Below are 24,846 nucleotides of genomic sequence, written 5' to 3' on the forward strand. Positions count from 1 at the left end.
AGCTCCTTAATCAAAGCGTACGCGCACGGTGTAATTCAGCTCCGCTTTGCCTTCGGCAGGCACAGGCACGTTCCATTGCGCCAAATTCGCACCGACTTTCTGATGCGGATGGCTTTCGCTTTGCATTTCCCAGAAGCCGGGAATCGGCTCTACTATTTTCACGCTTACCGCTTCTTCTTTGGCATTGCTCAAGCTAATCGATACCTTAATATCATAAGCCTTGCCTTTGCCGCCCAAGAGCTTGCCGACCAATTGTGCGCTGCTCACGGGTTCGGTAGAAAGATGTTTCCATACGCCTTTCACATCAAAGGCATCGCCCAATTTCAGGCGTACGGTTTCATTTTTCGCGGTATGGGCGATGCGGTCTTCGCCGATGAAAAGCGCACGGTCTTGGCTGTCGCTTTTATATACGCGCACCACGCCTTTAGGCAGCGGCAAGCCCAATTGCGCTTCTTCTTTATTGTCAAATTCCACATAGACCGCCACTTTGCGTTCTTCGCCCAGTTCGGCATTTTCTACCGCGCGATAATACCAATAATCGCTGCCCTGCAGACGGTATTCTTTGCGTACGGGAATCTGATTGCCGCTTAAGAGCGCTACTTGCTTGCTTTGATTATTTTGTATGGTCGTGGGGCGGTTCAGCGTGTACAGATGATATTCAAACAAAGCCTCTTCGCTCATTTGGGCTGCGGCGGGCGTTGCCGCCATCATCATTGCCTCTGCAGCATAAGCGCGGCGCAAAACCTCGGGCGGCGCGCGGTTCACATCGCCTGCAATCAATTGCAATTGCGCGTTTTCATAACGGGTGCCGCTTTGATTGTTCAGCGTTACCCAGCCCGCCAAATCCAGCGTTTTTTCATCGGCGCTCAAATTCGCCACATAATCCGCCTGCCAGCGCAAACCGGTGCTCAAATACGCCACATCCACTTTTTGCTCGCCCGCCGTCGCGCTTTGCAAACGCAGATTCAAAGTAGGACGATCGCGCAAATTCACCGGCAGCTCGGCAAAAGCCAAACGCGCGTTTTCCGCCAAGCCCGTTTCAATGCGGTCGGCGTATTGCAGCACAATGCTGCCGTCGTTATACGCCAGCAAGGTCGCTTTTTCGCTGCTTTCCTCGCCGTTTGCCCTGCGGCTGATGACCTTCACTTCTTTGCCGACGTATTTGTCTAACAAAGAAGCCTCGCTTAATAAATCATAGTCAAAATTTTGCTCGAGCAATTGCACGTCGGCATCGCCCGCTTTTAAAGACACGGTCTCGCTCATGATCATGCCCGACACGTCGCGCAAAGCAATTTGATTCTCGCCTTCCGCCAGATTCAATTGGCGGCTTTCGCGAATCAGCGCCAGCCCGTCGTTATAAATCGCCACCGCCAAACTCTGGCGATCTGCGGCATTGCTGAGAATCTCATTGGCGGCAAAACCGCTGCCGCTGGCCAGCAGCAAGGCGACGCTTAGGGTTTTTAGATTCATGTTCGTCCTCTCTTCACTAAATAAAGGCGTGATTGTAACGAATTTCATATCCTATCGTATAAACTTATCGTCATTTCTAGCATTTGTGCACATTAGCCGAAAACATATTTTATACCCCTTGATTTTCAAGGCATAAAACGCATACCATGCGTTTTTTTATTGCAATAGGAATTCTCTATGTTTTCAGGTTCTATGGTGGCATTGGTCACGCCGATGCATACAGACGGCGCAGTGGATTGGGATAGTCTTGAGCAACTGATTGAATGGCATATCCAAAGCGGCACCGATGCTATTGTCTCGGTCGGCACGACCGGCGAGTCCGCTACGCTGAATTTTGACGAACACAAAGCCGTGATTCGCTTTACCGTAGAAATGGTTAAAAAACGCGTTCCCGTCATCGCAGGCGCAGGCGGCAATGCCACGCGCGAAGCCATCGAGCTGACATTCTCCGCCTACCACGGCGGCTGTGATGCCACTTTGCAAGTCACCCCCTATTACAACAAACCGCCGCAACGCGGACTCTATGCCCATTTCGAGCAAGTCGCCCACGCCGTGCCGCTGCCGGTCATTCTGTACAACGTTCCCGGCCGCACCGGCTGCGATTTGCTGCCCGAAACCACCGGCGCACTGGCAAAAATCAAAAATATCGTCGGCATTAAAGAAGCCACGCCCTTGACGCGTCTGCGCGAATTGCTGCCGCTCTTCCCGCGCGGCAGCGACTTTAAAATTTTCTCAGGCGAAGATGGCATCTGCTGCGAAGCGGCAAACGAAGGACTGATTGACGGCGTGATTTCCGTTACCGCCAACCTTGCTCCCGCGCAAATGGCCGCCATGATGCGCCACGCCCTTAAAGGCGAAGCGCAAGCGGCAAATGCCATCAACGACAGCCTTGCCGCCCTGCATACGCAGCTTTTTGTCGAAGCCAATCCCATCCCCGCCAAATGGGCAATGCAGCGCATGGGCAAAATCCAAGGCGGCATCCGCCTGCCGCTTCTTCCCTTTGCCGAAACCCATCAGGCGCCAATGGAAGCCGCCCTGCGGCAAGCGGGCTTAATCTAAGACTACCGCCGACAAAAGCAATATGCTAATCTGCGCATCGTTTTCGTTCCGCGCAGCTTAGCAAAGCAAAGGATATTTATGTTTCAACACACAGGACACGGCACAGCCCTGAATTGGAAACGCTTACTACCGCTCCCAATAAAATTCTATCGCCATAAATGGCGGAGTTTCAACCGAAAAGGAATTTAGATGAAAAACAAACTCTTAATTGCAAGTTCCGCAGTCGTACTCGCCGCCTGCTCCACAGGCTCCATCCTAGACAATCTGCCTGACCGCGCGCCGGATTACCGCCAAAGCAATATCGGGCGCAAAATCGAAGTGCCGCCCAATCTCAGCAATGCCAGTTTGGATAGCCAAGCGGGCATTTCCGACATGAGCCCTGCGCCGGTCGCTTCCTACCGCGATTACGAGCAAGCACGCGTGCAACGCAATGCCCGCGGCTACATTGAAGTCTTGCCGACCTTATACAATGTGCAAGTCATCGAATCCGCCGGCGCCCTGCCCTATATCAGCACCGCCGCCGATCCTTCGAGCGCATGGCAAATCGTCAAACGCTACTGGCAGAACAACGGCGTGCGCCTAGCTACCGACAATCCGCAAATCGGCATTATGGAAACCGATTGGCTGGAAAACGCTTCTAGCAAACCCAGCGCCGGCATCGGCGGTTTCTTAAATAATTTGCTCGGCTTCTTAAGCGATTCCGACCAACGCGACCGCTACCGCCTGCGCTTTAGTCGCAATGCACAAGGCGGCACGGATATCGCCCTGATTTACACCCAATCGGAATTAGTCGCCGCGCGTGACTACGGACTGGCGAGCGAGCCGGCAGGCTTCACATGGCAGCTTTCCGACACCATCAACCCTGAATTGCAATTGGAAATGACGCGCCGCATCGCCCTCTTTATCTCAGCCGAGTTAGAGAAAAATGCCGGCATCGCGCAAGCCCAATCCGGTGTCGCTCCTGCGACCAGTAGCATCGGGCATACCCAATTGATGCAGCTTGCCGACGGACAGCCGGCGCTCGCCATTTACGGCAACTACGCCCAAAGCTGGCGCGTACTCGGCATTGCGCTTGACCGCGCCAGTTTTGCGATTGAAAACGCGCAATACGAAACCGGCACTTACCGCGTCCGCTATAGCCCGCCGACAGCAGAAGTCAAGCGAAGCTTTTTTGCCCGCCTCTGGGGCTCCAAAGACGAACCCGCTCAACAGCAGCCGCAATACCTTGTCCGCCTAGCCGATCAAGGCAATGTGGCGGTGGCAATCGTGCAAAACCCTGACGGTAGCAGCGCTAACGCCGCTCAAGCGCAAGCCTTGCTAGAAACCGTCAACGCGGCGCGTTAATGCCTCGAATCCGACAACTCTCCCCTGCCCTGATTAACCAAATCGCGGCAGGGGAAGTCATCGAACGTCCCGCCTCGGTCGTCAAAGAATTAGTCGAAAACGCAATTGATGCCGGCGCACAGCATATTCACATCGACATCAAAGAAGCGGGCAGCAAACTGATTCGCGTCCGCGACGACGGCAGCGGCATTCATGCCGAAGACCTCGCGCTCGCCTTCTCCACTCATGCCACCAGCAAAATCCGCAGCTTTGAAGACCTTGAACGCGTCCTGACCTTGGGATTTCGCGGCGAAGCCCTGCCCAGCATTGCCTCCGTCTCGAAAACCACCCTAAGCAGCCGCCATCATCAAGCCGAACACGGCGCGAAAATCGCGCCGCATCTCAGCATGGACATCGGCGCCGTCGCCCATCCTGTCGGCACAACCATCGAAGTCCGCGATTTGTTCTACAACACCCCGGCGCGGAAAAAATTCCTCAAAAGCGAACGCACCGAACGCCAGCACATCATGCAACTGCTGGCGCGCATCGCCCTCTCGCAGCAAAATATCCGCCTTACCTTACACGACAGCGGCAAAAAAATCGCCGACTACGGCGGCAGCACGCCCGCCGAACGCTTAAATTCCGTACTCGGCGACGAATTTTTGCAACAAGCCGTAGCAATCAACAATCAAAAAAGCAGCATGCGCCTGCATGGTTGGGTCGGACTGCCTACCTACCACAGCAATAACAGCGACAAACAATTTTTCTTCGTCAACGGACGCATGGTGCGCGACAAAATCACCGTGCATGCCATCAAGCAAGCCTATCAAGACATGCTCTACCACGGTCGCCAGCCTATCTTCGTCCTGTATTTGGACATCGACCCCGAGCTTGTAGACGTAAACGCGCATCCGCAGAAATACGAAGTACGCTTCCGTGAAGCCGCGCTCACGCACGACTTCATCTTCAGCACCCTGCATCACAGCCTGCGCGCCGTGCGCCCGCAGCACATCAGCATCATTCCTGCCGCCCAAGAAGAGACAAAACCAAGCAGCCCTGCGACTCCTCCGCCGCCAAGCATGCGTCCGCAAAGTCTTGCATGGCAAAAAAGCAGCGACTACCATCAGGACTCACCGCGCCCTAGCCGCCCCAGCTTGCAAGAAACGAAAAGCTACTACCAATGGGCAAGTCCCAAAACAGCGGCGCAAATAGAAACACCGCCCCAAGAAGAAGCGGGCGACTACCCTCTGGGCTTCGCCCTAGGGCAAATCCACGGCATCTTTATTGTGGCGGAAAATCGGCAAGGCTTAGTCATTGTGGACATGCACGCCGCGCATGAACGCATCATCTATGAAAAATTCAAAGCCCAACTCCGACAAAAACGCCAAGGCAATGCACAAAAACTACTTGTACCGCAAACGCTTGTGATTAACCCGATGCAAGAAGACCTGCTCGCCGAACATACCCAATGGCTATCCGCGCTCGGCTACCAATGGCGGATTGAAGGCGGAGAACTGCTGATTGACAGCGTGCCGGAACTTCTGAAAAAAGCCGATAACGCCGCCATTCTCGCAGACGTGCTTAATGAACTGGCGGAATATCCGCACAGCCGCGCCATAGAACGCCTGCAAGACCAAATTCTTTCCACTATGAGTTGCCACCGTGCCATCCGCGCTCATCACAAACTCTCGCTCTCGGAAATGAACCAAGTCCTACGCGACATCGAAAACACACCCGCCGCAGGACAATGCAATCACGGTCGCCCCACATGGACGCAACTCAGCGAAGAACAACTGGGCGCGCTCTTTATGCGCGGACAATAATCCGAAAACACTAAAACAATACTGCAGAACTTCGGCGGCTAAGAAAGACAGCGATTTTCTGCTTCCAAGGCCTCGCTTCTCCGCCATGAAATCGCCGGATATAGAACTGCATGATTGATAATAAAGCAGAAAAAAAGAAAGCGAAAACAAAAATTTGTCAGTTTGCCGGGCTTATGGAACAATACACGTATGAATATACAAAATAATGATGACAATATTTTTGATGCGCAGGGCTTTCGTTACAACGTCGGCATTGTGATCATCAATGCGCGCAACGAAGTGTTCTGGGCGCGGCGTGTCGGGCAAAATGCTTGGCAATTTCCGCAAGGCGGCATGGTCGCCGGCGAATCTGCCGAACAAGCGATGTATCGCGAGTTAAACGAAGAAACGGGCTTATTGCCCGAACATGTAGAATTACTTGCGCAAACAAAATCTTGGCTGGCATATCGTCTGCCTTTGCGTTTTCGCCGCCGTCGTCGGCAAGGCATGGTGCAATGTATCGGGCAAAAGCAGAAATGGTTTTTGCTGCGTTTGAAAGCCGCGGAAAGCATGGTGAATTTGAATGTGAACGACTCGCCGGAATTCGAGCAGTGGCAATGGGTGGATTTTTGGCGCCCTGCCTTGGAAGTGGTGCATTTTAAACGCCGTGTTTATCAGGCGGCATTGGAAGAATTGGCGGGCTTTGATGCACAATTATTGGCACGCAAACCGGATTTCTCACCGCCGCAAAGCGATAATCACGCCAAGCCGACGCCGCCTGCCGCGCAGCCTAAACGCAAAGTACCGTCTTTTGCCAAACGCCGCCGCAAATCGTTTTAAAATAAAGCCTTGAATTGCAGGTCAATTCGAGGCTTTTTGTTTAACGCGGCAATGCCGCATACATGGAGAGGTAGGATGAAAATCTTAGCAGTATGCGCCCATGGTCTGGGCAGTAGTTTTTTAATGGAAATGAATTTAAAAAAGGCATTGAAAAATCTGGGAATTGAGGCAGAAGTCGGACATTCGGATTTATCGGTAACCGGCAATGAAGATGCCGATCTGTTCGTGATGGGCGAGGATATTGCCGGCAGCAGCAGCTTAGATCCGCAAAAAATCATTAAGATGAAAAATCTCGTCAGCGCAGCGGAATACGAAGAAAAACTCAAAGCCTATTTCTCTGCTCAAGGGGCTTAGCCATGCTGAAATTTATTGTCGATATTCTCAGCGAACCTTCCGTATTGGTCGGTTTGGTCGCCTTAGTAGGCTTAATCGCGCAGAAAAAATCCGCCGCCGATATGGTGCGCGGAACCACGAAAACGATTTTAGGCTTCCTCGTCTTAAGCGGCGGGGCGGGCTTGGTGGTCAGTTCTTTGAGCCCGATGGGCGCGATTATGCAGGGCAGCTTCGGCGTGCAGGGCATTATTCCCAATAATGAAGCGGTGGTATCGATGGCATTGAAATCCTTCGGCACGGCAACCGCTTTGATTATGGCCTTCGGCATGGTAGCGAATATCTTAATCGCGCGCTTTACGCGCTTGCGATATATCTTTTTAACCGGTCACCATACCTTCTATATGGCGTGCATGATTGCCGTGATTCTCAGCGTGGCGGGCTTGAAGAGCTTTATGCTGGTTTTGGTCGGCTCGCTGTGGTTGGGCTTTGTCATGGCGTTTTTCCCTGCCATTGCGCAAAAATATATGTGCAAAATCACCGGTAGCGATGATGTCGGCTTCGGGCATTTCGGCACGGTGGGCTATGTACTGGCGGGCGCTATCGGACAATGGATCGGCAAAGGCTCGAAATCGACCGAAGAATTGAATTTACCGAAAAATTTGAGTTTCTTGCGCGACAGTTCGGTCTCGATTTCCATCACCATGGCGATTATTTATCTGATTTTGGTGATTGCCGCAGGTCCTGAATTCGTGCAAACCCAATTAAGCGCCGGCAAGAATTTCTTAGTCTTCGCCATTATCCAAGCGATTACTTTTGCTGCAGGGGTATTCATCATTTTGCAAGGCGTACGCCTGATTTTGGCGGAAATCGTACCCGCCTTTACCGGCTTTTCCGAGCGCTTGGTGCCGAATGCCAAGCCTGCTTTGGATTGCCCGATTGTCTTCCCCTATGCGCCCAATGCCGTTTTAATCGGCTTTTTATCCAGTTTTGTCGGCGGTTTGGTCGGCTTGGCAATGCTGGGCATGCTCAATTGGGTATTAATTCTGCCGGGCGTGGTGCCGCATTTCTTCTGCGGCGCGACCGCAGGCGTCTTCGGCAATGCCACCGGCGGACGGCGCGGGGCGATTGTCGGCGCTTTCGTACACGGCGTTTTGATTAGCTTCTTACCCGTTTTCCTATTGCCGGTCTTAGGCGATTTGGGCTTTGCCGCCACCACTTTCTCCGATACCGATTTCGGCGTGGTGGGCATTTTGATGGGCAAACTCGCAGGCGTGGGTGCGGTGCTGATTAGCCTTGTCATCTTTGCCATTATCGGCGGTTTGGTGGCTTATCACCGTTTAGTGCCGGAAAAAAGCAATAGCGAAACATCCGCTTAAACACCTTGAGCCAAACAGACTGCTCATGCCTGTTTGGCTCAGATTCCGAGCAATCTTATGCAAGAATACTTGACGATCCTTTGAAATATTTACATGGAGAGGAAATGCGCAAACATAAATTGGGTATTTATGAAAAAGCCCTGCCTAAACATCTGACTTGGCAAGACAGATTATCACTAGCAAAAGCCTGCGGCTTTGATTTCGTAGAAATGTCCGTTGATGAAACCGACGAACGTCTGGCGCGCTTAGATTGGACAAAGGCGCAACGTTTGGATTTGCTGCGCGCAATTATCGAAACGGGCATTACCGTGCCGTCGATGTGCCTGTCGGGGCACCGCCGTTTTCCTTTCGGCAGTCGCGACGAGCAAACGCGGCAAAAAGCTTATGAAATCATGGAAAAGGCTTTGCAGTTGGCAAGTGATGTCGGCATCCGCACCATCCAATTGGCGGGCTATGACGTTTACTATGAAGAACAAGATGCAGGCACGATTGCGCGTTTTGAAGAGGGTTTGCAATGGGCGGTAGAACGCGCGGCATCTATGCAAATCACGCTGGCAGTGGAAATCATGGATACGAAATTCATGAGTTCGATTACGCGCTGGAAGGCTTGGGAAGAAAAAATCCGCTCGCCGTGGTTTACGGTCTATCCCGATGTGGGTAATTTATCGGCTTGGAATGACGATGTCGCCGGCGAGCTAACCCTCGGTATCGACAAGATTTCCGCCATTCATTTGAAAGACACTTTTAAAGTCACCGATACCTGCGCAGGGCAATTCCGCGACGTGCCTTTCGGCGAAGGCTGCGTGGATTTCGTCCATGTCTTTAAGACCTTGGAAAAACTGAATTATCGCGGCGCCTTCCTGATTGAAATGTGGACGGAAAAAGCCGAAGAGCCGGTCGCGGAAATCATTGAAGCGCGGCGTTGGATTGAAGCAAAAATGCAAGAAGGAGGTATGACATGCTAGAGCAATTGAAAGAAGAAGTCTTGGCGGCCAATTTGGCCTTATCCAAACACCATTTGGTTACCTTTACATGGGGAAACGTGAGCACGGTGGATCGCGAACGCGGTGTTATCGTCATTAAGCCCTCGGGCGTGGAATACGACGTTATGACGGCTGAAGACATGGTCGTGGTCGATTTGGCAAGCGGCAAAGTGGTGGAAGGCAATAAAAAACCTTCTTCGGACACGCCGACCCATTTGGAACTTTACCGCCAATTCGAACACATCGGCGGCATTGTGCATACCCATTCGCGTCATGCGACCGTTTGGGCGCAGGCACAGCGTGATTTAGCCGCCTTCGGCACCACGCACGGCGATTATTTTTACGGCAGCATCCCTTGCACGCGCTTAATGAAAGATGCGGAAATCGAGGGCGAATATGAATTGGAAACCGGCAAAGTGATTGTGGAAACCTTCCGCGAACGCGGCATTGATCCGATGCAGGTGCCGGCGGTATTAGTCGCTTCCCACGGGCCTTTCGCTTGGGGCAAAGACGCCGATAATGCGGTGCATAATGCGGTAGTGCTGGAAGAAATCGCCTATATGAATCTCTTTTCTTTACAAGTCAATCCGCAATTGGGCGCGATGCAGCAAAGCCTGCTGGATAAACATTATCTGCGCAAACACGGCAAAAACGCCTATTACGGACAATAAACGCCTATTCCTTGATAGCCGATTAAAAATAACGCAAAGTTTTCTACTATGATCGGCTATCAAAAAGCTTAGCTTTGATGCGACGGCAAGCCGGCAAAGAGCCGCAACTCCTCAACATCAAAGGGATAAATCAACTCTCTTTGCTCATCGCTGTCATATAAGACCGGTACTAACAAGCCGTATTCCGCCTGCCACTGCGGATTGCTGTCCACATCAAGCCGCTGCGCGGCAATACCCGCTTCTGCCAATAATTGCGCGGCCTGCGCGCATAAAAAACAATTGGGGCGCACAAATAATTGCCATCTCATACGCCCGTCTTCCTCTGTCAATACAGACATTTATGACTCTGATGCAGAAACCGGAAAAGCCTGATCCACCAAAGCGCATAAATGATGAATCGCAAAAATATGCGCCTCTTGAATATGCGCGGTAATCCGGCTCGGCACAACCAAACAATGCTCGCACAGCGTCGCCATCTTGCCGCCGTCACGACCGCTTAAGCCCAGTGTATGCACGCCTTTTTCCTGCGCTACCGCTAAGGCTTTCAGCACATTAGGCGAATTGCCCGAAGTGGAAATCCCCACAAACACATCTCCCGCCTGTGCCAGTCCTGCCAATTGGCGGGCAAAGACTTCATCATAGCCGTAATCATTGGCAATGGCGGTTAAGGCGGAAGTGTCGGTGGTCAAAGCAATGCCTGCCAAAGGGCGGCGTTCGGTCACAAAGCGACCGGTTAATTCCGCGGCAAAATGCTGGGCATCGGCGGCGGAACCGCCGTTGCCTGCCATGAAAATCCGCCCGCCCGACTGCAAACTCCGCACGATAATCGCACCCATCGCTTCCACCGTCGCTTCTTGCTCGCCCAATTGCGCAAACACCGCCTGATGCACGGCGATTTTCTCCTGCCAATTCATGCTCAATCCTCGCTCAAAGAATAGAAAATGCGTACAATAACGCGCTTTATCGCATCTCTCAAGGAAAACACATGGATTTATGGCAAGCCTTTGTGCTGTCTCTTATTCAAGGACTGACTGAATTTCTGCCCATTTCTAGCTCCGGTCATTTGGTCATCACCCGCGACCTGCTCAACTGGCCGGAAGCCAGCGTTGCCTTTGACGCTTTCACGGGCTTAGGCACATTAAGCGCCGTTCTCTTATATTTCCGGCGCGATTTAATTCAAATTTTCTACCATTGGTGCTGGCAATTCCGCGCCCACAAGGTCCCCGATCCTGAGCAATACGCCAAACTCGGCAACCAACTCATCATCGCCACATTTCCCGCTCTATTGGTCGGTTTTTTGGTAAAAGACCATGTCGACACCCTGTTGCACAGTCCCATTCTGATTGCCTGCACCACCATCGGCTTCGGCATCCTGCTTGGCTTAGCCGATTATTACGGCAAAAAAATCCGCATCTTAACGCAAACCACAACGACACAAGCCCTATTCTACGGACTGGCGCAAGCCATCGCCCTTATCCCCGGCACATCGCGCTCGGGCATTACCATTACCGCAGGACTGGCGATGGGCTTTAGCCGCGAAGCCGCCGCCCGCTTCTCCTTCCTGCTCTCCATTCCCATTTCCGCCGCCGCCGGCGCCTACGGACTGCTCAAACTCCTGCAATCTGACAGCAGCTTCAGCTGGCAAGTCATTTTGCTTTCCTACTGCACCGCCTTTGCCTCCGCCTATTTCTGCATCAGCCTTTTCTTACGCTTTTTAGACACCATCGGCATGTGGCCGCATGTGGTTTACCGCTTATTTTTAGGTTCTCTACTGCTGTTTGTCTTTTTATAAGGTACAATCGCAGCTTATTTTTCATTCACTTTATCAATAAGGAAACGCTATGAGCGAAGAAAACAATCAACCCGTCACCCTTGACCTGCGCAAAATCTACGTCAGCGATTTATCGATTGAAGTGCCGCACGCACCTGAAATCTTTAATGAAAACCTCAACCCGGAAATCACGCTGGGCGTCAATCACGACATCAAAGCCCTTGCCGAAGAAGACTATTTTGCGGTTAAAGTCCGCCTAACGGTAACGGCGAAAAACCAAGGCGACGAAAAAACCATCTACCTGATTGAAGTCGCGCAAAACGGTATCTTTGAAATTAAAGGACTGACGCAGGAGCAACTCAGCCACGCGCTCAACGTCTATTGCACCACCACCCTCTTCCCTTATGCGCGCGAAGTCATCAGCAGCGCCATCACGCGTGCCGGCTTCCCATCGCTGTACATTCAGCCGATTAATTTTGAAGTCATCTATCAACAAAACCTGCAACAAGCCGCCATGCAAGAGCAAGGCGCACAAAGCGGCGAAGCCTAATCCGCCACAGAAAAAGCCTGCTGATGCAGGCTTTTTGCTTTTCAAACCGCATCGAAAGACCATAGGAGCAAAACCATGAGCCGCATCGCCGTTTTAGGCGCAGGCAGCTGGGGAACAGCATTAGCATTGCGCCTTGCCAATAACGGACACCAAGTCCGACTCTGGGGACACCGCAGCGAACATATCGCCCAACTGCAAGCAGACGGACAAAACCGCCGCTACCTGCCTGACATCCCCTTTCCGCCGAACCTGAACCCTAACGCCGATCTTGCCGCCAGCCTGCATCAGGCCGAAAGCATCCTACTCGTCATACCCAGCCAACATTTCGCGCCCCTGCTCAAGCAATTGCAGCAGCTGCGCATCGACACACCAATCCTATGGGCGATTAAAGGCTTTGAACACGGCACAGGACGTCTGCTCTCGGAAGTCTTCAACGACATCCTAGGCAAATCCCACCCGCACGCCATGCTTGCCGGCCCGAGCTTTGCCAAAGAAGTCGCCGCCGGCAAAGCCACCGCCGTTACCATCTCCGCGCCCGAACCGCATGATGCCCAAGCCTTCGCCCGCCCCTTCCACGGCAGCAACTTCCTCTGCTACACCGACAACGACCTCATCGGCGCGCAAATCGGCGGTGCCGTCAAAAACGTTATCGCCATCGCCACCGGCATTGCCGACGGCATCGGCGGCGGCATCGGCGGCGGCATCGGCGGCGGCGCGAACACAAGAGCCGCCCTCATCACGCGCGGACTGCATGAAATCACCCGCCTCGCCGCTCATTTGGGCGCGCAAGCCCAAACACTGGCAGGACTGGCGGGACTCGGCGACCTCGTCCTAACCGCCACCGACGACCAATCGCGCAACCGCCGCTTCGGACTCGCCCTAGGACAAGGCAAAAGCGCCGCACAAGCCAAAGCCGAAATCGGGCAAGTCGTCGAAGGCGAAGGCGCGGCACACGACACATGGGCATTAGCCAGCCGCCATCAAATCCATATGCCGATTGTCGAACACGTTCACCGCCTGCTCATCGGCGAACTCAGCCTCGAGCAAGTCGTCAGCAGCCTCAGCAACCGCGACCTCAAAGCGGAAAAACGCTAGCAAGCAGTTCAAAGTTCTTCAAAAAAATAGAAAAGCAAGACAAAGCGGCGAGCTAGCGACATAGTATTTTTTCAAGTATTCGACTATAGATTGCATAATGAATGCCCCCTGAAACTCTTTCAGAGGGCATATTGTTAATTAAGCTATGCTTATTTTTAGGACTAAATCACAAATGCCGCTGTTGTATCTTGATGCTGCCAAAATTGATGACCGGCTAAAAGCTGTTTTGAATATTCTCTCATCTGCTCGGGCATACTTAAGCTATTTCCTTGCTCGAGAACAAAAGCAGCCATCGCCCGAACCAAGTGATTCACAGCCGCTACATGAATCTGCGCACCATCATGAGTTTGAATACTTTCAATCTGACGCGGAATGAAATTAAACCAATTCTCCACCGTAATGCTGTCGTTTTTGCCCAAAATTTGAATGGATAAATCAGATCCTATACGCGCAAACCACAGATCTTGTTTGGCAATATCTTTGCCTAATTGTAAAACATCATTTCCAAAGCTGTCATAAATGCGATCCTTGCCATCGCCTAGATTAAATAGATAAGTATCGTTGCCCATACCGCCTTCTAATCGATCATCGCCTTTACCGCCCATCAGCGTATCGTTGCCGTTTCCGCCCGCCAAGTAATCGCTGCCTTGATTGCCGATTAAAGTATCATTGCCGTTACCGCCATAGAGTTTGCCGCCCTCTGCATAGGCATAAATTCTATCATCGCCACGAGTGGGGCTAATCACCCACTGGCGCAATTGCTCGGTATTTAGCGTGTTGCCATCGGCAAACTGAAGCTCTTGAACGGCATAATCGCCTTTACCGTCTTGATCAAAGAAGTTTTGTACACTAACTTGTTGTCCATCATTTTGCGCAATTAATAAATCGCTTTCATGACGAGAAATCCGAACATCATTTAATTTGGCATGAGTGAATTTCAAAATATCGTTATCTTGCTGTCGCGGATTAAAATTCAAAACCACATCTTGAGCAAATTGCTTGGCGAAAACATAAGTATCCGAGCCAATACCGCCCTCTAAATGATCATTGCCGCTGCCTGAATGAATAACGTCGTCATCATCACCGCCATAAGCACGATTATTACCTGCTTCCAAATAAATGATGTCATTACCATTTCCGGCATCAATATCATCATTGCCCGCACCGGCATAGATGGTATCGTTTCCGGCAAAAGTTCGAATACGATCATCTCCTGCGCCGGCGTAAACCGTATCATCATCGCCATAGCCAAGTAAGACATCATTACCATCAGTCCCACGCAATAATGCTTCTTTGATTTCTGCCAAAGTGATTTGACCGCCCTCATATTCAATCGCATCAATATGACGGCTTAACACATCGCCGGCAAACATCTTCGCTACGGTAATGCTGTTGGCTTCACCTGCCACACGAATAATCAAATCATCACCTTCGCGCGTATAAGAAACGGCATCTTTGCTCACACCATGCAAACGAATCACATCAAAGCGATTATCTGATGTATCGTGATTGTGAACAGTAGTCATACCGAAGCCCTGATAAAACTCATACAGATCCGAACCGGAACCGCCATCTACTACCGCCGTTGCGCTGCCGATAATTAAATGATCATCGCCCCCGTTGCCATTTAACACATCACGCCCCAGCAAGCCCACCGCTCGTAAAATATTACTCATCTCATCGCCATTTTGCTCGGACAACGCAGTAATCGCCCTTTCGCCCAATATCGCCAGCCAATCTTGTAATTGCCCGTTCTCTTTGCCTTGATGAGCAAAATCAGATAATAAAGCCATACCCTGATGCCAATCTTTTATATTGGCAAAAGCTAACAATTCGCCTAAATCAATAAAAGCTTTCTGCGGATTTTCAGCGAAAACCTGCTTAAATCGCATTTCAACAGCCGCATAATCCAACACAAATTCACTATTTTCAAATTTGAATGACAATTCATTCAAATAAGGCTTTAAACGCGTTTGAAATAATAAACCTTGATAAACATGCTCAGATAAAGAATCAAAGGCTTTATTAACCGTATCAATAATATGCCGAGCTTGTGCTGCCGTACCGAAATACAAAGTGTGCGAACTTTCGCCTGTAAAAGCATCAAGAATGGCAATTTTAGCGCGTGCCGCCTCAAAATCAGCTTGAGTTTGCACATCTAGCGTCATACCCTTGCGCAATGCGGCAATTTGCGTGGGCGTTAAAGCAATGCTGCCTTCACTCCTATTTGACATCACTAAATCATTAGATAATTTAATATCATCAATATTTATTTGATTAGGATCCGTATCGCTCCATTGAGCGATTAAACGAGTGAGCAAAGCCATTTGCGCTTCTTTACTATCCGCCTCAGAATAAGCCTTTAAGCTTTCAGCCAATTGCTCAGAAAGCGCCGCCGCTTCTTGTAAATCGCGCAATCTACCCATACCGCGTAAATTCGGCGCTTGCCGCTGCTCGGCACTAAGCGCAATCTTATCTGTAAAACGGCTAATCATAGGGTTGCTGTCAAACAGCAAATCGCCCATTTTGTGTGTGCTGCCGTCTGTACTGGTATAGCTGCCGGTGCGTGCAATCGTATTGCCCTTACCTTGTCTATTATTAGTTTCCAAATGCGCGAGATTTAGGCTGGTAATGCCTAATTCGGCAAGCGTAAAGAGTTCTCCCTCTTGGCTGATGCCGTCTTGGTTTAAATCGCGCCAAACTTTTAGCTGATGAAACACCGCATCTTGCGCATCAATTTTGCCATCGCCATTCTCATCAAATTCCGCTAAAGCGGCAAAGCCGTTAGCGGCAAGCGAGCCATCTTTTAGCAAGGTATTGTCGCCGAAGAGTTCGCCGCCGTGATTAATCACGCCGTCGCCATTGCGATCTAAGACCAATAAACCGTCATCAGCACTCACCCAGCCGGTAGCTGTGTGGATACCGTCGTTATTATGATCGAATAATGTACTGTTCAAGCCCTCGATAGCGGTGGTTTCTATACCGTCGCCGTCTAGATCTAAGCTTAGGGGATCGTAAACTTGATATTTGCCTGTGCGGTTAACGTCATTAATGTACTTTTCAAGTGTTAACACCACAACCCATTCTCCATTTTTCCATTCAAAAATGGCTGATTTCATTATAAAATATCCAGAAATCTTAATATTGCCGTCTACATCAAAGTAAACAATATCTTTCCATACAGGAACATCTTGTATTTTAATAGCTGGGGGTAGCTCTTGTTCAGCATTTACTTTCTCGGCTGCTTCAGATAACGCTTCTAACTCTGCTTCCACTCCAGATATCTTCATCATAATATCTGTTAATTGTCCAGTAATTTTTTCGTGCCATTCAACAGTTTTTTCTATACCAGAACTAGCCATATCAATAAGCTCATTACGTATTTTATTTAAAGCATTTATTGCTTCAGCTGTTGCTTCCATTCCTAAAATCATAATGTCTTTTATGGGTTCTGAAATCTCATCAATTAGAGTTGCAGTAAGCCCTGCACCAATTGCTATATTGTTTAAAATAACACTGACTTGTTTAAGAACTGGAACATTAAATTTTCCTAATGCTGTTGAACCAGCTGAAGCAATCCCTGATATTGCTACCAAAATATTAGATAAGGCTTTATCCGTATCGCCATTAAATGCATTATGAATTGCTGCATCTACAGCGACCTTAGAAAGCAACAAATGTGAACCAGCAGAAGCTAGCTCCACCCTTTTAGAATTTGAAACCATGCTCCCAATTGACAGTACTGCATCAGCAACCGCAGCATAAGCTAATTTAGTATTAATATCTGCAGCTAATGAGGCATTAGGATCTGTAGAAAATATAGTTTGCTTTATATCATTTAAAATAGCTCCGGAATTATTTTTTAATGTAAATGCATCTATTAAAGGTTGAATTTCCTTTGAAGACTTAGATTGAATATCTATTAAAGATAGAATTTTTGCCATAATAACCTCTCTATAATCATTTGATGGGAATTAAGTTTACATCTCTTTCCAATTCAAGATATTTTAACCAAACCGTAAAAGCTACAAAATAGAAATATAAAGTATCAATAAATTGAAAAAAATAATAATTATCTTTTAACTCTCTATATTTAGTCCGAAGGAGGAGGAAATAAAAGCCAAAAGCTAATATATAGAAATACCATGTATCATATTTGCTCATAAGATTATTAGCAAAATCTGATAAATACCTAGGGAAAATAAAAAACGCCGTGAATATAATTAATACCGTGTTTATATTTTCCATAATTCTTATATTTCTTTGCTTTTTAGTCTCAGGCGGTTTTTTAAGTTCTGCATTTGATTCTGTAGAATCATTTTCATTTTTCTTCATTTTAGCTCCTTTTATGAATTAACAAATTTTCAGATATTTGAACAGCAATTTTATTCTATTAATTATCGAAATACTATCTCCTGTTTTACAAAGTTAATCAGCAGCAAGAATAAAATTTTGCTGCGTTGTTACCCTGTTTGCTCATTTTGTTATCGTTCATCTTTCTAGAACCCTAGAATTGAAAAACATCACGGTGTTTGCTGACTTGCCCTAACCGCCGTACTGCTTACATCGCGTTACTTTTTCACCTCTTCGATTATCGCTAAAGTTAAATTTTTATGTAGATTAAGTAATAATTTACGGATGCTCGGATTGTAGCATAATGAAAAACGATAATGCTATAAAAAATAGAAAAATAGTTATGTGCTTAGCGATATTCGGCTTGGTATAGTCAATTCAGCTCAAATAAAAACACAGTTTTTATATGTTAGCCCGCACAATAGTAAAGCTTGATATTTTTTAGGTGTGCAACTTTGTCATGAATTGACTATATAGTGACTTAACGTCAAAATGAGACTTAGAGATGCGTATTTTGTCAGGAGAAGTGCTTGGCATAATCTCATTTTGAGGTTAAGAGACTATAAACTAGATGCGCAATTTTATTGATGAGAGAGAATTGTATTGAATAGAAAGAAAAATTATATTATGCGGCAAGCAACTTCGGCGCTTGTCGCTGCTCGGCACTAAGCGCAATTTCATCTGTAAAACGGCTAATCATAGGGTTGCTGTCAAATAACAAATCGCCCATCAGATGTTCTTTGCCTTCGCTATCGGTATAGCTGCCGGTGCGTGCAATCGTATTGCCCTTACCTTGTCTGTGATTAGTTTCCAAATGTGCGAGATTCAGGCTGGTAATGCCTAATTCGGCAAGCGTAAAGAGTTCTCCCTCTTGGCTAATGCCGTCTTGATTTAAATCGCGCCAGACCTTCAGCTGATGAAATACCGCAACTTGCGCATCAATTTTGCCATCGCCATTATCATCAAATTCCGCTAAAGCAGCAAAGCCGTTAGCGGCAAGCGAGCCGTCTTTTAGCAGGGTATTGTCGCCAAAGAGTTCGCCGCCGTGATTAATCACGCCATCACCATTGCGGTCTAAGACCAATAAACCGTCATCAGCACTCACCCAGCCGGTAGCTGTGCGAATACCGTCTTTGTTATGGTCGAATAATGTACTGTTCAAGCCCTCGATAGCGGTGGTTTCTATACCGTCGCCGTCTAGGTCTAAGCTTAGGGGATCATTAACTTGATATTTGCCTGTGCGGTTAACGTCATTAATGTATTTTTCAAGGGTATTGCTTCCTGTTAATTCGTCCCAGAGGTAATAGCCAAAACCTTTAAAATTAGAATCCGGAAGCTCATCCCATAAATTGCCTAAAATATCTAAAGTTTCTTCTACTCTTTCAAGAAAAGATTCTCCTGTAATCCCTAACCAATCGCCTATTTTAAAAAAGTCCCAAGAAGCTGCCAAAAAAGCAGTAACAACTGTCGTAGCAACTATTGCTGCTACAAATGAGGCTCCTGCCATAGTGATAGTGGGCATTAGCACCATACCCACAGCTGTTAGAGTCGCCGCTTTGACAACCGCATTTAGGTCATCACTGCGAATAGCCATCGCCAAGTCAATCCCAGCCACAGTAGACCCGAAATGCTTGCCAACAAGGTTTAATCCGCTCGCCAATTTACTTAATTTACTCATATCGGCAGCTGCATCAGCGATTATCTGACTATTATTGGCAATTTTTGCTGATAAACTTTCATAAGTTTCAGAAGTTAATTTTGCAAGTGCTTCCGATTTATTCCCTGATTTAGCGAGATTTTCTGCAGCCGCCTCCCAAACTTCAGCACTTGCTTGTTTAGCAATATTCTCAAAGGTTTTAGTATTCACCATACCTTCTAAAAGGTCTAAGGCTTTTCCAATAGTTTTATCTTGATTTTTAAGATTTAGCTTATCAAATATTTTACTAACTTGTCTTTCATAAACTCCACTTGGAATATTTGCTGCATTTGGAATAATCACACCAAGACCTGTGCCACGTTCAATATCTGGAAACAGATTATTGACAATTATTTCTGACAAATTCTCAACTTCTCTATCACATTAGTTTTATCCATATAGAACCTCTATTTTATACTCAACAAACCCCGAAATAACACTTCAAACCTTCTTCGATTGTATCAAACTCTGACAAATGACTTCTAAGCCATCTTTTAATCGTTGCCCAAGTTTGCTCTATTGGGTTTAGCTCAGGTGAGTAAGGTGGTAATGGTAAGATGATGTGTTTGTATGGCGTGTTATTGATAAGCTCTTGCAAGTGTTTCATTCTGTGAAATCTTGCATTGTCTAAGATGATGATGCAAGGCTTGCCTGTTTGTTTTGTGTGATTATTAAGACAAGGCAGTAGCATTTGTTTAAACCAAGTTTCAAACAAAGCACTTGTCATTGTATTGTTGTAGATGAGTGGAGCAATCAAGTTTTTAGCTTTGCTGCCTATTTGTCCTGCCACTAAGGATACTCGTTGATAGCGTCTGCCACTTATCTTGTCACAAACCCTTTGACCTTTTAGACTTCTTGCATGAGTGCGGTGTAGGTAAGTATCAATGCCTGTCTCATCTATATAGACAAGCTCATAACCTTGTTTGGACGTAGCTTGTAGTTGGGTTAATTTGTCTTGGTAGTTTTTGACTTTGTTTGGGTCTTGCTCTTTATAAGTTGTGGTCTTTTTTTAAGAGTAATGTTCATTGCTTTGAGTGCTTTATGGATTGCCATATCACTACACCCAAATACTTCACCAATTTCACGTAGGTATTTGTCAGGATTTGCTTCTACGTAAGCAAGAAGCTCTTTTCTGTCAAACTTTCTGGGTCTATTGGTGGGTTTTTTACAAGACAGATTTCCTGTTTCTTTAAGTTGTCGTCTCCAACGAAACACGGTGTGTCTTGATACACCAAAAGCTTCTATAACAAGGTCAATGTTCTTGCATTTGTCATAATAAGCCAAGGCTTTTTGTCTGATTTCTAGTGAATAAGCCATTTGAAGTAGTGATTAGTGAATGGTGATGGAGATATGGGGATGGTTGGTATTTTTTCAAGGTTTGTTGGTTATACATAAAAATTACAAAATATTAATTTCAGCATATTTGAAGCTAAATTTCAAAATACAAATAGTCAAAATTAAAAAATAAATACCAGAAAATGCCATAAACAATAATGTAGTACTATGTAAAAACATAGAGTCTGAATATAGAATACATAAATCTCTCATTGTACAAGCATTTCCTTGTTTGGTTAATGTAAATAAAAATGCGCAAATTAAAATAAAAAACAAAAGTAAGATAAAAAATAAAATACTAATTATATATTTTATTGGTCTTTTAACCATAGTAATCTCTTTTAACAAAGAGAAATCATATGCCTTTTTCACCTCAATAAATATCCATGTATTAATGATAAAACTTAACACAAAGCTCAGATTCCAACCATAAGGATGCTGCATAGGAAGATAGAAAAACTTCAAAAACAAATAAATCTGATAATTGATTTCTTTATAATTAAAAAACCATATCAGAGATGCCAAAGCAAGATAGATTGGAAAACTGATAAAAAGTAATTTTACATATGTAATAAACATGCTATCTACATATTTTGTTATTTTTTCCTTGATTTCACGTTCAAACTTATATTTTGGCATAAATTCATAGCTGCCTTTTTTCACCTCGAAATCATGCACCATTTTCCTAGTATCTTCAATAGATTTAAACGGCGGCTCTCTACGTTTAATTAATCGCATAATTCTCTCTCTTTTTAAACATTTTTATACAAGATATTATCTTCTGTTTTCATCACTCTATGCTTAATATTTTTCTCTGTCAAGAGTAAAATGTTTTAATATTATTGACTTAATTTTTCAAGAAATTTTTGGCTTATCTGGTATTCGCCAAAAATGACTTCATGCCAATTTTTGCAAATCGTGCAGTATGCCTTATACCCCGTAAATTCGGCGTTTACTGACTTGCCCTAATCACCGTACTGCTTACATCGTGTTACTTTTCCACCTCTTCGATTATCGCTAAAGTTAAATTTTTATGTAGATTAAGTAATAATTTACGGATGCTCGGATTGTAGCATAATGAAAAACGATAATGCTATAAAAAATAGAAAAATAGTTATGTGCTTAGCGATATTCGGCTTGGTATAGTCAATTCAGCTCAAATAAAAACACAGTTTTTATATGTTAGCCCGCACAATAGTAAAGCTTGATATTTTCTAGGTGTGCAACTTTGTCATGAATTGACTATATAGTGACTTAACGTCAAAATGAGACTTAGAGATGCATATTTTGTCAGGAGAAGTGCTTGGCATAATCTCATTTTGAGGTTAAGAGACTATAAACTAGATGCGCAATTTTATTGACGAGAGAGAATTGTATTGAATAGAAAGAAAAATTGTATTATGCGGCAAGCAACTTCGGCGCTTGCCGCTGCTCGGCACTAAGCGCAATCTTATCTGTAAAACGGCTAATCATAGGGTTGCTATCAAATAACAAATCGCCCATCAGATGTTCTTTGCCTTCGCTATCGGTATAGCTGCCGGTGCGTGCAATCGTATTGCCCTTACCTTGTCTATTATTAGTTTCCAAATGCGCGAGATTTAGGCTGGTAATGTCTAATTCAGCAAGCGTAAAGAGTTCTCCCTCTTGGCTGATGCCGTCTTGATTTAAATCGCGCCAAACTTTTAGTTGTTCAAATACGGCATCTTGCGCATCAATTTTGCCATCGCCATTATCATCAAATTCTGCTGAAGCAGCAAAGCCGTTAGCGGCAAGCGAGCCGTCTTTTAGCAAGGTATTGTCGCCGAAGAGTTCGCCGCCGTGATTAATCACGCCGTCGCCATTGCTGTCTAATACCAATAAACCATCATCAGCACTCACCCAGCCGGTAGCTGTGCGAATACCGTCGTTATTATGATCGAATAATGTACTGTTCAGTCCTTCAATAGAAGTCGTTTCTATACCGTCGCCGTCTAGGTCTAGGTAAGTGGGTCGTAGGCATAGACTTTGCTATAGCGAAATGGAGTTAATTTGCGGAAAGGTTCTAAATCATACCAGAGAAAATTACATCTATCAGTAGAATAGGACGGGATAACTTTCCAGTCTGAATCTTGTGTTTGTTCCCAAGGAAGAAGAAATTTAGAGTCTAAAGTGTCTAGTTTCTGCTGATCAAAAGCATATTTTTGCGCTTGCTCCATTCTTTTCTCCCATTTACTATAATCTTGAGCCTGATGATTGTTTTCAATATCAAAATTACGTTGATTTTTTAAGTAATCTTTGATGTCTTGGATACTAGGCTCTTTTTCCATCTTTACAAAGTATTTTTGAAATTCATTTAATCCTCCTGTTTGATTACTCCAATGCCCCATCCTAGCAATGGCTTGATAGAAATCAGGATGCGATTGATTAAATACACCACGTTCACCAATTGTCTCAATTGCAGTTTCTATACTTTTCAGTATTCTCTGAGCGCTTTTTGTATCTAATTGATCTACAATATCTTTATTTTTTTCCAATGCCTCGTTAATCCGATTATAATTATCTACACCTATATTTTTAATAAATTCTTGTTTACTTATAGCTTGCTGTGTAGCACTTTTAATAATATTATCAATTTCAGGATTCTTAAATCCTTCTTTATTTAAAATATAAATAAATTTTTCTCTTGCAAAAGCATTTGTCCTTACATCATTTTGCATAACACCAAAAGAAAGCCCGCTTTTACCTTTGGCTGCAAATTCAGCATGATAGTAACTTCCTTTCCCTAATGCAGCTGAAGCATTTTCCATATATTTATTAACATAAAGAACGTATTTTTTGCTAGAAAGTGATAATTCATAAGCCATAGCATTTACCTTTAAAAATTAATAATTATTTTTGAGCCATTCAGATAATTTTTCTGCTCTCAAAATCGGATCGTGAAAATTACCAAAGTTTTGTCTCATCGTTTTATATTCAATAAAATAAATATTTTCTAAATGATTTTCAGGAATGTCCAAACCTCTTTCTATATCAAAAATCATAAACAAAAAAGGATGTTCAAAATCAAACCAAACTAAAAAACGCTCTTTTTCTTGCTGATCAATGCGCCATATTTTAGTAATTCTTGAAATAATATCTGCTGCTAAAATTTTATTAGATTCATCATTTTCGAAATAGTGATTTAGAGTAGTTGGGTTATGGATAACAATGCTTTTAGCTGATGAATATTCAGGGTAATATAATGAATTAGAAAAAGCATAAAACCCTATTTTCAATACCTCATTAGATTCTTCGCTTTTATCGTAAGTGGTATCTTGCATAACAAAGCTACGAGGCGTTTTCTCTAGGAAAGGTATGCTAGTAAAATAGTTAATATCATAATCAGTAAAATTCCAACAATCTTTTACATCTTGACAAAAAGGTAAATAAGTTTTTGGGGTTATAAAAACATATTCATGCCGCATGTTAAAATCATCAACAATAATAGAGTTATCTCTGATTGAATCAGATATGGTATAAGGAAGTCCATCACTATCATATTTTAAAACGATATCTTTTTCTTGTTTAACAAGTTTTCCATTTTCAACATTAATTAAAAAATAATCCTCATTGTAATCGCTGTTTATTAATAGGTAATATAAACCATCTTTAATGATTAAATCATTATAATAATGTTTATAAGGATAATTTTTATCCAACTCAGGAAAAAAAATAGCATTAACTTTTTGATGACTGAAAGAAATTTGCTTTTGCTCAATTATTTCATCTTTAGTCAATGGAATGGTTTTTTTAAACTGAATATTATATATAGAATCTATATCGTAAAAAGTTTGCTCTTCTTTTTTTTCTTCTATCGAATAGGATTTTGAATACACAACATTGTTAGAATAAATAAAAAGTGTAATTGAAAAAGTAGTTAATAATATATTTTTCATGAATTAATATTTCCTAGCTTTTGTAACAATAATCGTGTTTCAATATAGTCCAGGTTCTAGACTAGCTTTTTTTGCTTAATGTGAATTTTGAGGTTTGTTAGAAAAAACTGCTGGATTATTTAAAATACTAGCTAACCTTTTTTCATAAAACTCAGTTGCTAATGTTGAATAATTAGTAACAATTAAACCTAAACCATTTTCTGAGAGTATTGTATTTTTCCATGTAATATCGAAAAAATTTCTTATTTCGTCTTTCATATTTTTTCCTACATTTT

General features: G+C 45.3%; 23 protein-coding genes. 11 read left to right on the forward strand and 12 right to left on the reverse strand.

Annotated features, from left to right (window positions below; genetic code table 11):
- Positions 1-6: 6 nt before the first annotated feature.
- A complete protein-coding gene (locus DYC63_RS02100; protein WP_115217716.1) occupies positions 7-1,470 on the reverse strand; it encodes a DUF4139 domain-containing protein in 1,464 nt (487 codons plus the stop codon).
- A gap of 177 nt (positions 1,471-1,647) precedes the next feature.
- Here DYC63_RS02100 and dapA point away from each other — a divergent pair, with 177 nt between their 5' ends.
- The 8 genes from dapA to araD all read left to right on the forward strand — a co-directional run bounded on the left by dapA (position 1,648) and on the right by araD (position 9,857).
- Positions 1,648-2,529, forward strand: a complete 882-nt coding sequence (gene dapA / locus DYC63_RS02105; RefSeq protein ID WP_115217717.1) for a 4-hydroxy-tetrahydrodipicolinate synthase — start codon at positions 1,648-1,650, stop codon at positions 2,527-2,529.
- 189 nt (positions 2,530-2,718) lie between these two features.
- The gene (bamC, locus tag DYC63_RS02110) at positions 2,719-3,873 is read left to right on the forward strand and encodes an outer membrane protein assembly factor BamC (protein ID WP_115217718.1); all 1,155 of its coding nucleotides are present in this window, start codon (positions 2,719-2,721) and stop codon (positions 3,871-3,873) included.
- A complete protein-coding gene (gene mutL / locus DYC63_RS02115; protein ID WP_115217719.1) occupies positions 3,873-5,675 on the forward strand; it encodes a DNA mismatch repair endonuclease MutL in 1,803 nt (600 codons plus the stop codon). The genes bamC and mutL overlap by 1 nt, the downstream gene beginning before the upstream one ends.
- A 216-nt stretch (positions 5,676-5,891) precedes the next feature.
- Positions 5,892-6,494 carry an RNA pyrophosphohydrolase gene (locus DYC63_RS02120; RefSeq protein ID WP_115218036.1) on the forward strand — a complete coding sequence of 201 codons (603 nt, stop codon included), beginning with the start codon at positions 5,892-5,894 and terminating at the stop codon, positions 6,492-6,494.
- A gap of 75 nt (positions 6,495-6,569) precedes the next feature.
- Positions 6,570-6,848 carry a PTS sugar transporter subunit IIB gene (locus DYC63_RS02125; RefSeq protein WP_115217720.1) on the forward strand — a complete coding sequence of 93 codons (279 nt, stop codon included), beginning with the start codon at positions 6,570-6,572 and terminating at the stop codon, positions 6,846-6,848.
- A 2-nt stretch (positions 6,849-6,850) separates the two neighbouring features.
- Positions 6,851-8,203 (forward strand): PTS ascorbate transporter subunit IIC, encoded by a 1,353-nt coding sequence (locus DYC63_RS02130; protein WP_115217721.1) that lies wholly within the window; start codon positions 6,851-6,853, stop codon positions 8,201-8,203.
- Positions 8,204-8,307: 104 nt separating this feature from the next.
- Complete coding sequence (locus tag DYC63_RS02135; RefSeq protein ID WP_115217722.1) at positions 8,308-9,168, forward strand: L-ribulose-5-phosphate 3-epimerase; 861 nt, start codon at positions 8,308-8,310, stop codon at positions 9,166-9,168.
- On the forward strand, positions 9,162-9,857 hold the full coding sequence (araD, locus tag DYC63_RS02140; protein ID WP_115217723.1) for an L-ribulose-5-phosphate 4-epimerase: 696 nt from the start codon (positions 9,162-9,164) through the stop codon (positions 9,855-9,857). The genes DYC63_RS02135 and araD overlap by 7 nt, the downstream gene beginning before the upstream one ends.
- 68 nt (positions 9,858-9,925) lie before the next feature.
- Here the strand turns inward: araD and DYC63_RS02145 are convergent, their stop codons facing one another.
- Positions 9,926-10,195: a glutaredoxin family protein gene (locus DYC63_RS02145; RefSeq protein ID WP_245887991.1), complete on the reverse strand. Its 270-nt coding sequence runs from the start codon at positions 10,193-10,195 to the stop codon at positions 9,926-9,928.
- Positions 10,196-10,771, reverse strand: coding sequence for a D-sedoheptulose-7-phosphate isomerase (locus DYC63_RS02150; protein WP_115217725.1), 576 nt, complete (start codon positions 10,769-10,771; stop codon positions 10,196-10,198).
- Positions 10,772-10,842: 71 nt separating this feature from the next.
- Here DYC63_RS02150 and DYC63_RS02155 point away from each other — a divergent pair, with 71 nt between their 5' ends.
- From DYC63_RS02155 to DYC63_RS02165, 3 genes are all read left to right on the forward strand, one after another.
- A complete protein-coding gene (locus tag DYC63_RS02155; protein ID WP_115217726.1) occupies positions 10,843-11,649 on the forward strand; it encodes an undecaprenyl-diphosphate phosphatase in 807 nt (268 codons plus the stop codon).
- 49 nt (positions 11,650-11,698) lie between these two features.
- Positions 11,699-12,178: a protein-export chaperone SecB gene (gene secB, locus DYC63_RS02160; RefSeq protein WP_115217727.1), complete on the forward strand. Its 480-nt coding sequence runs from the start codon at positions 11,699-11,701 to the stop codon at positions 12,176-12,178.
- Positions 12,179-12,253: 75 nt separating this feature from the next.
- Positions 12,254-13,273: an NAD(P)H-dependent glycerol-3-phosphate dehydrogenase gene (locus tag DYC63_RS02165; protein WP_115217728.1), complete on the forward strand. Its 1,020-nt coding sequence runs from the start codon at positions 12,254-12,256 to the stop codon at positions 13,271-13,273.
- 161 nt (positions 13,274-13,434) lie between these two features.
- Here the strand turns inward: DYC63_RS02165 and DYC63_RS02170 are convergent, their stop codons facing one another.
- The 9 genes from DYC63_RS02170 to DYC63_RS02215 all read right to left on the reverse strand — a co-directional run bounded on the left by DYC63_RS02170 (position 13,435) and on the right by DYC63_RS02215 (position 24,829).
- Positions 13,435-17,217: a calcium-binding protein gene (locus DYC63_RS02170; RefSeq protein WP_147284908.1), complete on the reverse strand. Its 3,783-nt coding sequence runs from the start codon at positions 17,215-17,217 to the stop codon at positions 13,435-13,437.
- A gap of 16 nt (positions 17,218-17,233) precedes the next feature.
- Positions 17,234-17,608, reverse strand: a complete 375-nt coding sequence (locus tag DYC63_RS02175) for a hypothetical protein (protein WP_115217730.1) — start codon at positions 17,606-17,608, stop codon at positions 17,234-17,236.
- A 643-nt stretch (positions 17,609-18,251) separates the two neighbouring features.
- On the reverse strand, positions 18,252-19,685 hold the full coding sequence (locus DYC63_RS13650) for a hypothetical protein (protein WP_147284909.1): 1,434 nt from the start codon (positions 19,683-19,685) through the stop codon (positions 18,252-18,254).
- Positions 19,686-19,740: 55 nt separating this feature from the next.
- A protein-coding gene (locus tag DYC63_RS13655; RefSeq protein ID WP_425452112.1) for an IS630 family transposase occupies positions 19,741-20,639 on the reverse strand; the annotation gives its coding sequence in 2 pieces (ribosomal slippage) (positions 19,741-20,324 and positions 20,324-20,639; 900 coding nt in all).
- An 81-nt stretch (positions 20,640-20,720) separates the two neighbouring features.
- Positions 20,721-21,395: a hypothetical protein gene (locus tag DYC63_RS02195; RefSeq protein WP_147284910.1), complete on the reverse strand. Its 675-nt coding sequence runs from the start codon at positions 21,393-21,395 to the stop codon at positions 20,721-20,723.
- A gap of 660 nt (positions 21,396-22,055) precedes the next feature.
- Complete coding sequence (locus DYC63_RS02200) at positions 22,056-22,535, reverse strand: hypothetical protein (protein ID WP_147284911.1); 480 nt, start codon at positions 22,533-22,535, stop codon at positions 22,056-22,058.
- A gap of 98 nt (positions 22,536-22,633) precedes the next feature.
- The gene (locus DYC63_RS13660; protein WP_115217736.1) at positions 22,634-23,500 is read right to left on the reverse strand and encodes a hypothetical protein; all 867 of its coding nucleotides are present in this window, start codon (positions 23,498-23,500) and stop codon (positions 22,634-22,636) included.
- Positions 23,501-23,518: 18 nt separating this feature from the next.
- Positions 23,519-24,571 (reverse strand): hypothetical protein, encoded by a 1,053-nt coding sequence (locus DYC63_RS02210; protein WP_115217737.1) that lies wholly within the window; start codon positions 24,569-24,571, stop codon positions 23,519-23,521.
- Between the two features lie 75 nt (positions 24,572-24,646).
- Complete coding sequence (locus DYC63_RS02215) at positions 24,647-24,829, reverse strand: hypothetical protein (RefSeq protein ID WP_115217738.1); 183 nt, start codon at positions 24,827-24,829, stop codon at positions 24,647-24,649.
- Positions 24,830-24,846: the final 17 nt, after the last annotated feature.

This window comes from Suttonella indologenes, assembly GCF_900460215.1.
In the GTDB taxonomy this organism is placed as follows: Bacteria; Pseudomonadota; Gammaproteobacteria; order Cardiobacteriales; family Cardiobacteriaceae; genus Suttonella; species Suttonella indologenes.

Coding starts and splice junctions, on each gene's coding strand:
- DYC63_RS02100 (WP_115217716.1), bottom strand. CDS start 1,470: ATGAATCTAAAAACCCTAAGCGTCGCCTTGCTGCTGGCCAGCGGCAGC.
- dapA (WP_115217717.1), top strand. CDS start 1,648: ATGTTTTCAGGTTCTATGGTGGCATTGGTCACGCCGATGCATACAGAC.
- bamC (WP_115217718.1), top strand. CDS start 2,719: ATGAAAAACAAACTCTTAATTGCAAGTTCCGCAGTCGTACTCGCCGCC.
- mutL (WP_115217719.1), top strand. CDS start 3,873: ATGCCTCGAATCCGACAACTCTCCCCTGCCCTGATTAACCAAATCGCG.
- DYC63_RS02125 (WP_115217720.1), top strand. CDS start 6,570: ATGAAAATCTTAGCAGTATGCGCCCATGGTCTGGGCAGTAGTTTTTTA.
- DYC63_RS02130 (WP_115217721.1), top strand. CDS start 6,851: ATGCTGAAATTTATTGTCGATATTCTCAGCGAACCTTCCGTATTGGTC.
- DYC63_RS02135 (WP_115217722.1), top strand. CDS start 8,308: ATGCGCAAACATAAATTGGGTATTTATGAAAAAGCCCTGCCTAAACAT.
- araD (WP_115217723.1), top strand. CDS start 9,162: ATGCTAGAGCAATTGAAAGAAGAAGTCTTGGCGGCCAATTTGGCCTTA.
- DYC63_RS02145 (WP_245887991.1), bottom strand. CDS start 10,195: ATGTCTGTATTGACAGAGGAAGACGGGCGTATGAGATGGCAATTATTT.
- DYC63_RS02150 (WP_115217725.1), bottom strand. CDS start 10,771: ATGAATTGGCAGGAGAAAATCGCCGTGCATCAGGCGGTGTTTGCGCAA.
- DYC63_RS02155 (WP_115217726.1), top strand. CDS start 10,843: ATGGATTTATGGCAAGCCTTTGTGCTGTCTCTTATTCAAGGACTGACT.
- secB (WP_115217727.1), top strand. CDS start 11,699: ATGAGCGAAGAAAACAATCAACCCGTCACCCTTGACCTGCGCAAAATC.
- DYC63_RS02165 (WP_115217728.1), top strand. CDS start 12,254: ATGAGCCGCATCGCCGTTTTAGGCGCAGGCAGCTGGGGAACAGCATTA.
- DYC63_RS02170 (WP_147284908.1), bottom strand. CDS start 17,217: ATGGCAAAAATTCTATCTTTAATAGATATTCAATCTAAGTCTTCAAAG.
- DYC63_RS02175 (WP_115217730.1), bottom strand. CDS start 17,608: ATGAAGAAAAATGAAAATGATTCTACAGAATCAAATGCAGAACTTAAA.
- DYC63_RS02195 (WP_147284910.1), bottom strand. CDS start 21,395: ATGCGATTAATTAAACGTAGAGAGCCGCCGTTTAAATCTATTGAAGAT.
- DYC63_RS13660 (WP_115217736.1), bottom strand. CDS start 23,500: ATGGCTTATGAATTATCACTTTCTAGCAAAAAATACGTTCTTTATGTT.
- DYC63_RS02210 (WP_115217737.1), bottom strand. CDS start 24,571: ATGAAAAATATATTATTAACTACTTTTTCAATTACACTTTTTATTTAT.
- DYC63_RS02215 (WP_115217738.1), bottom strand. CDS start 24,829: ATGAAAGACGAAATAAGAAATTTTTTCGATATTACATGGAAAAATACA.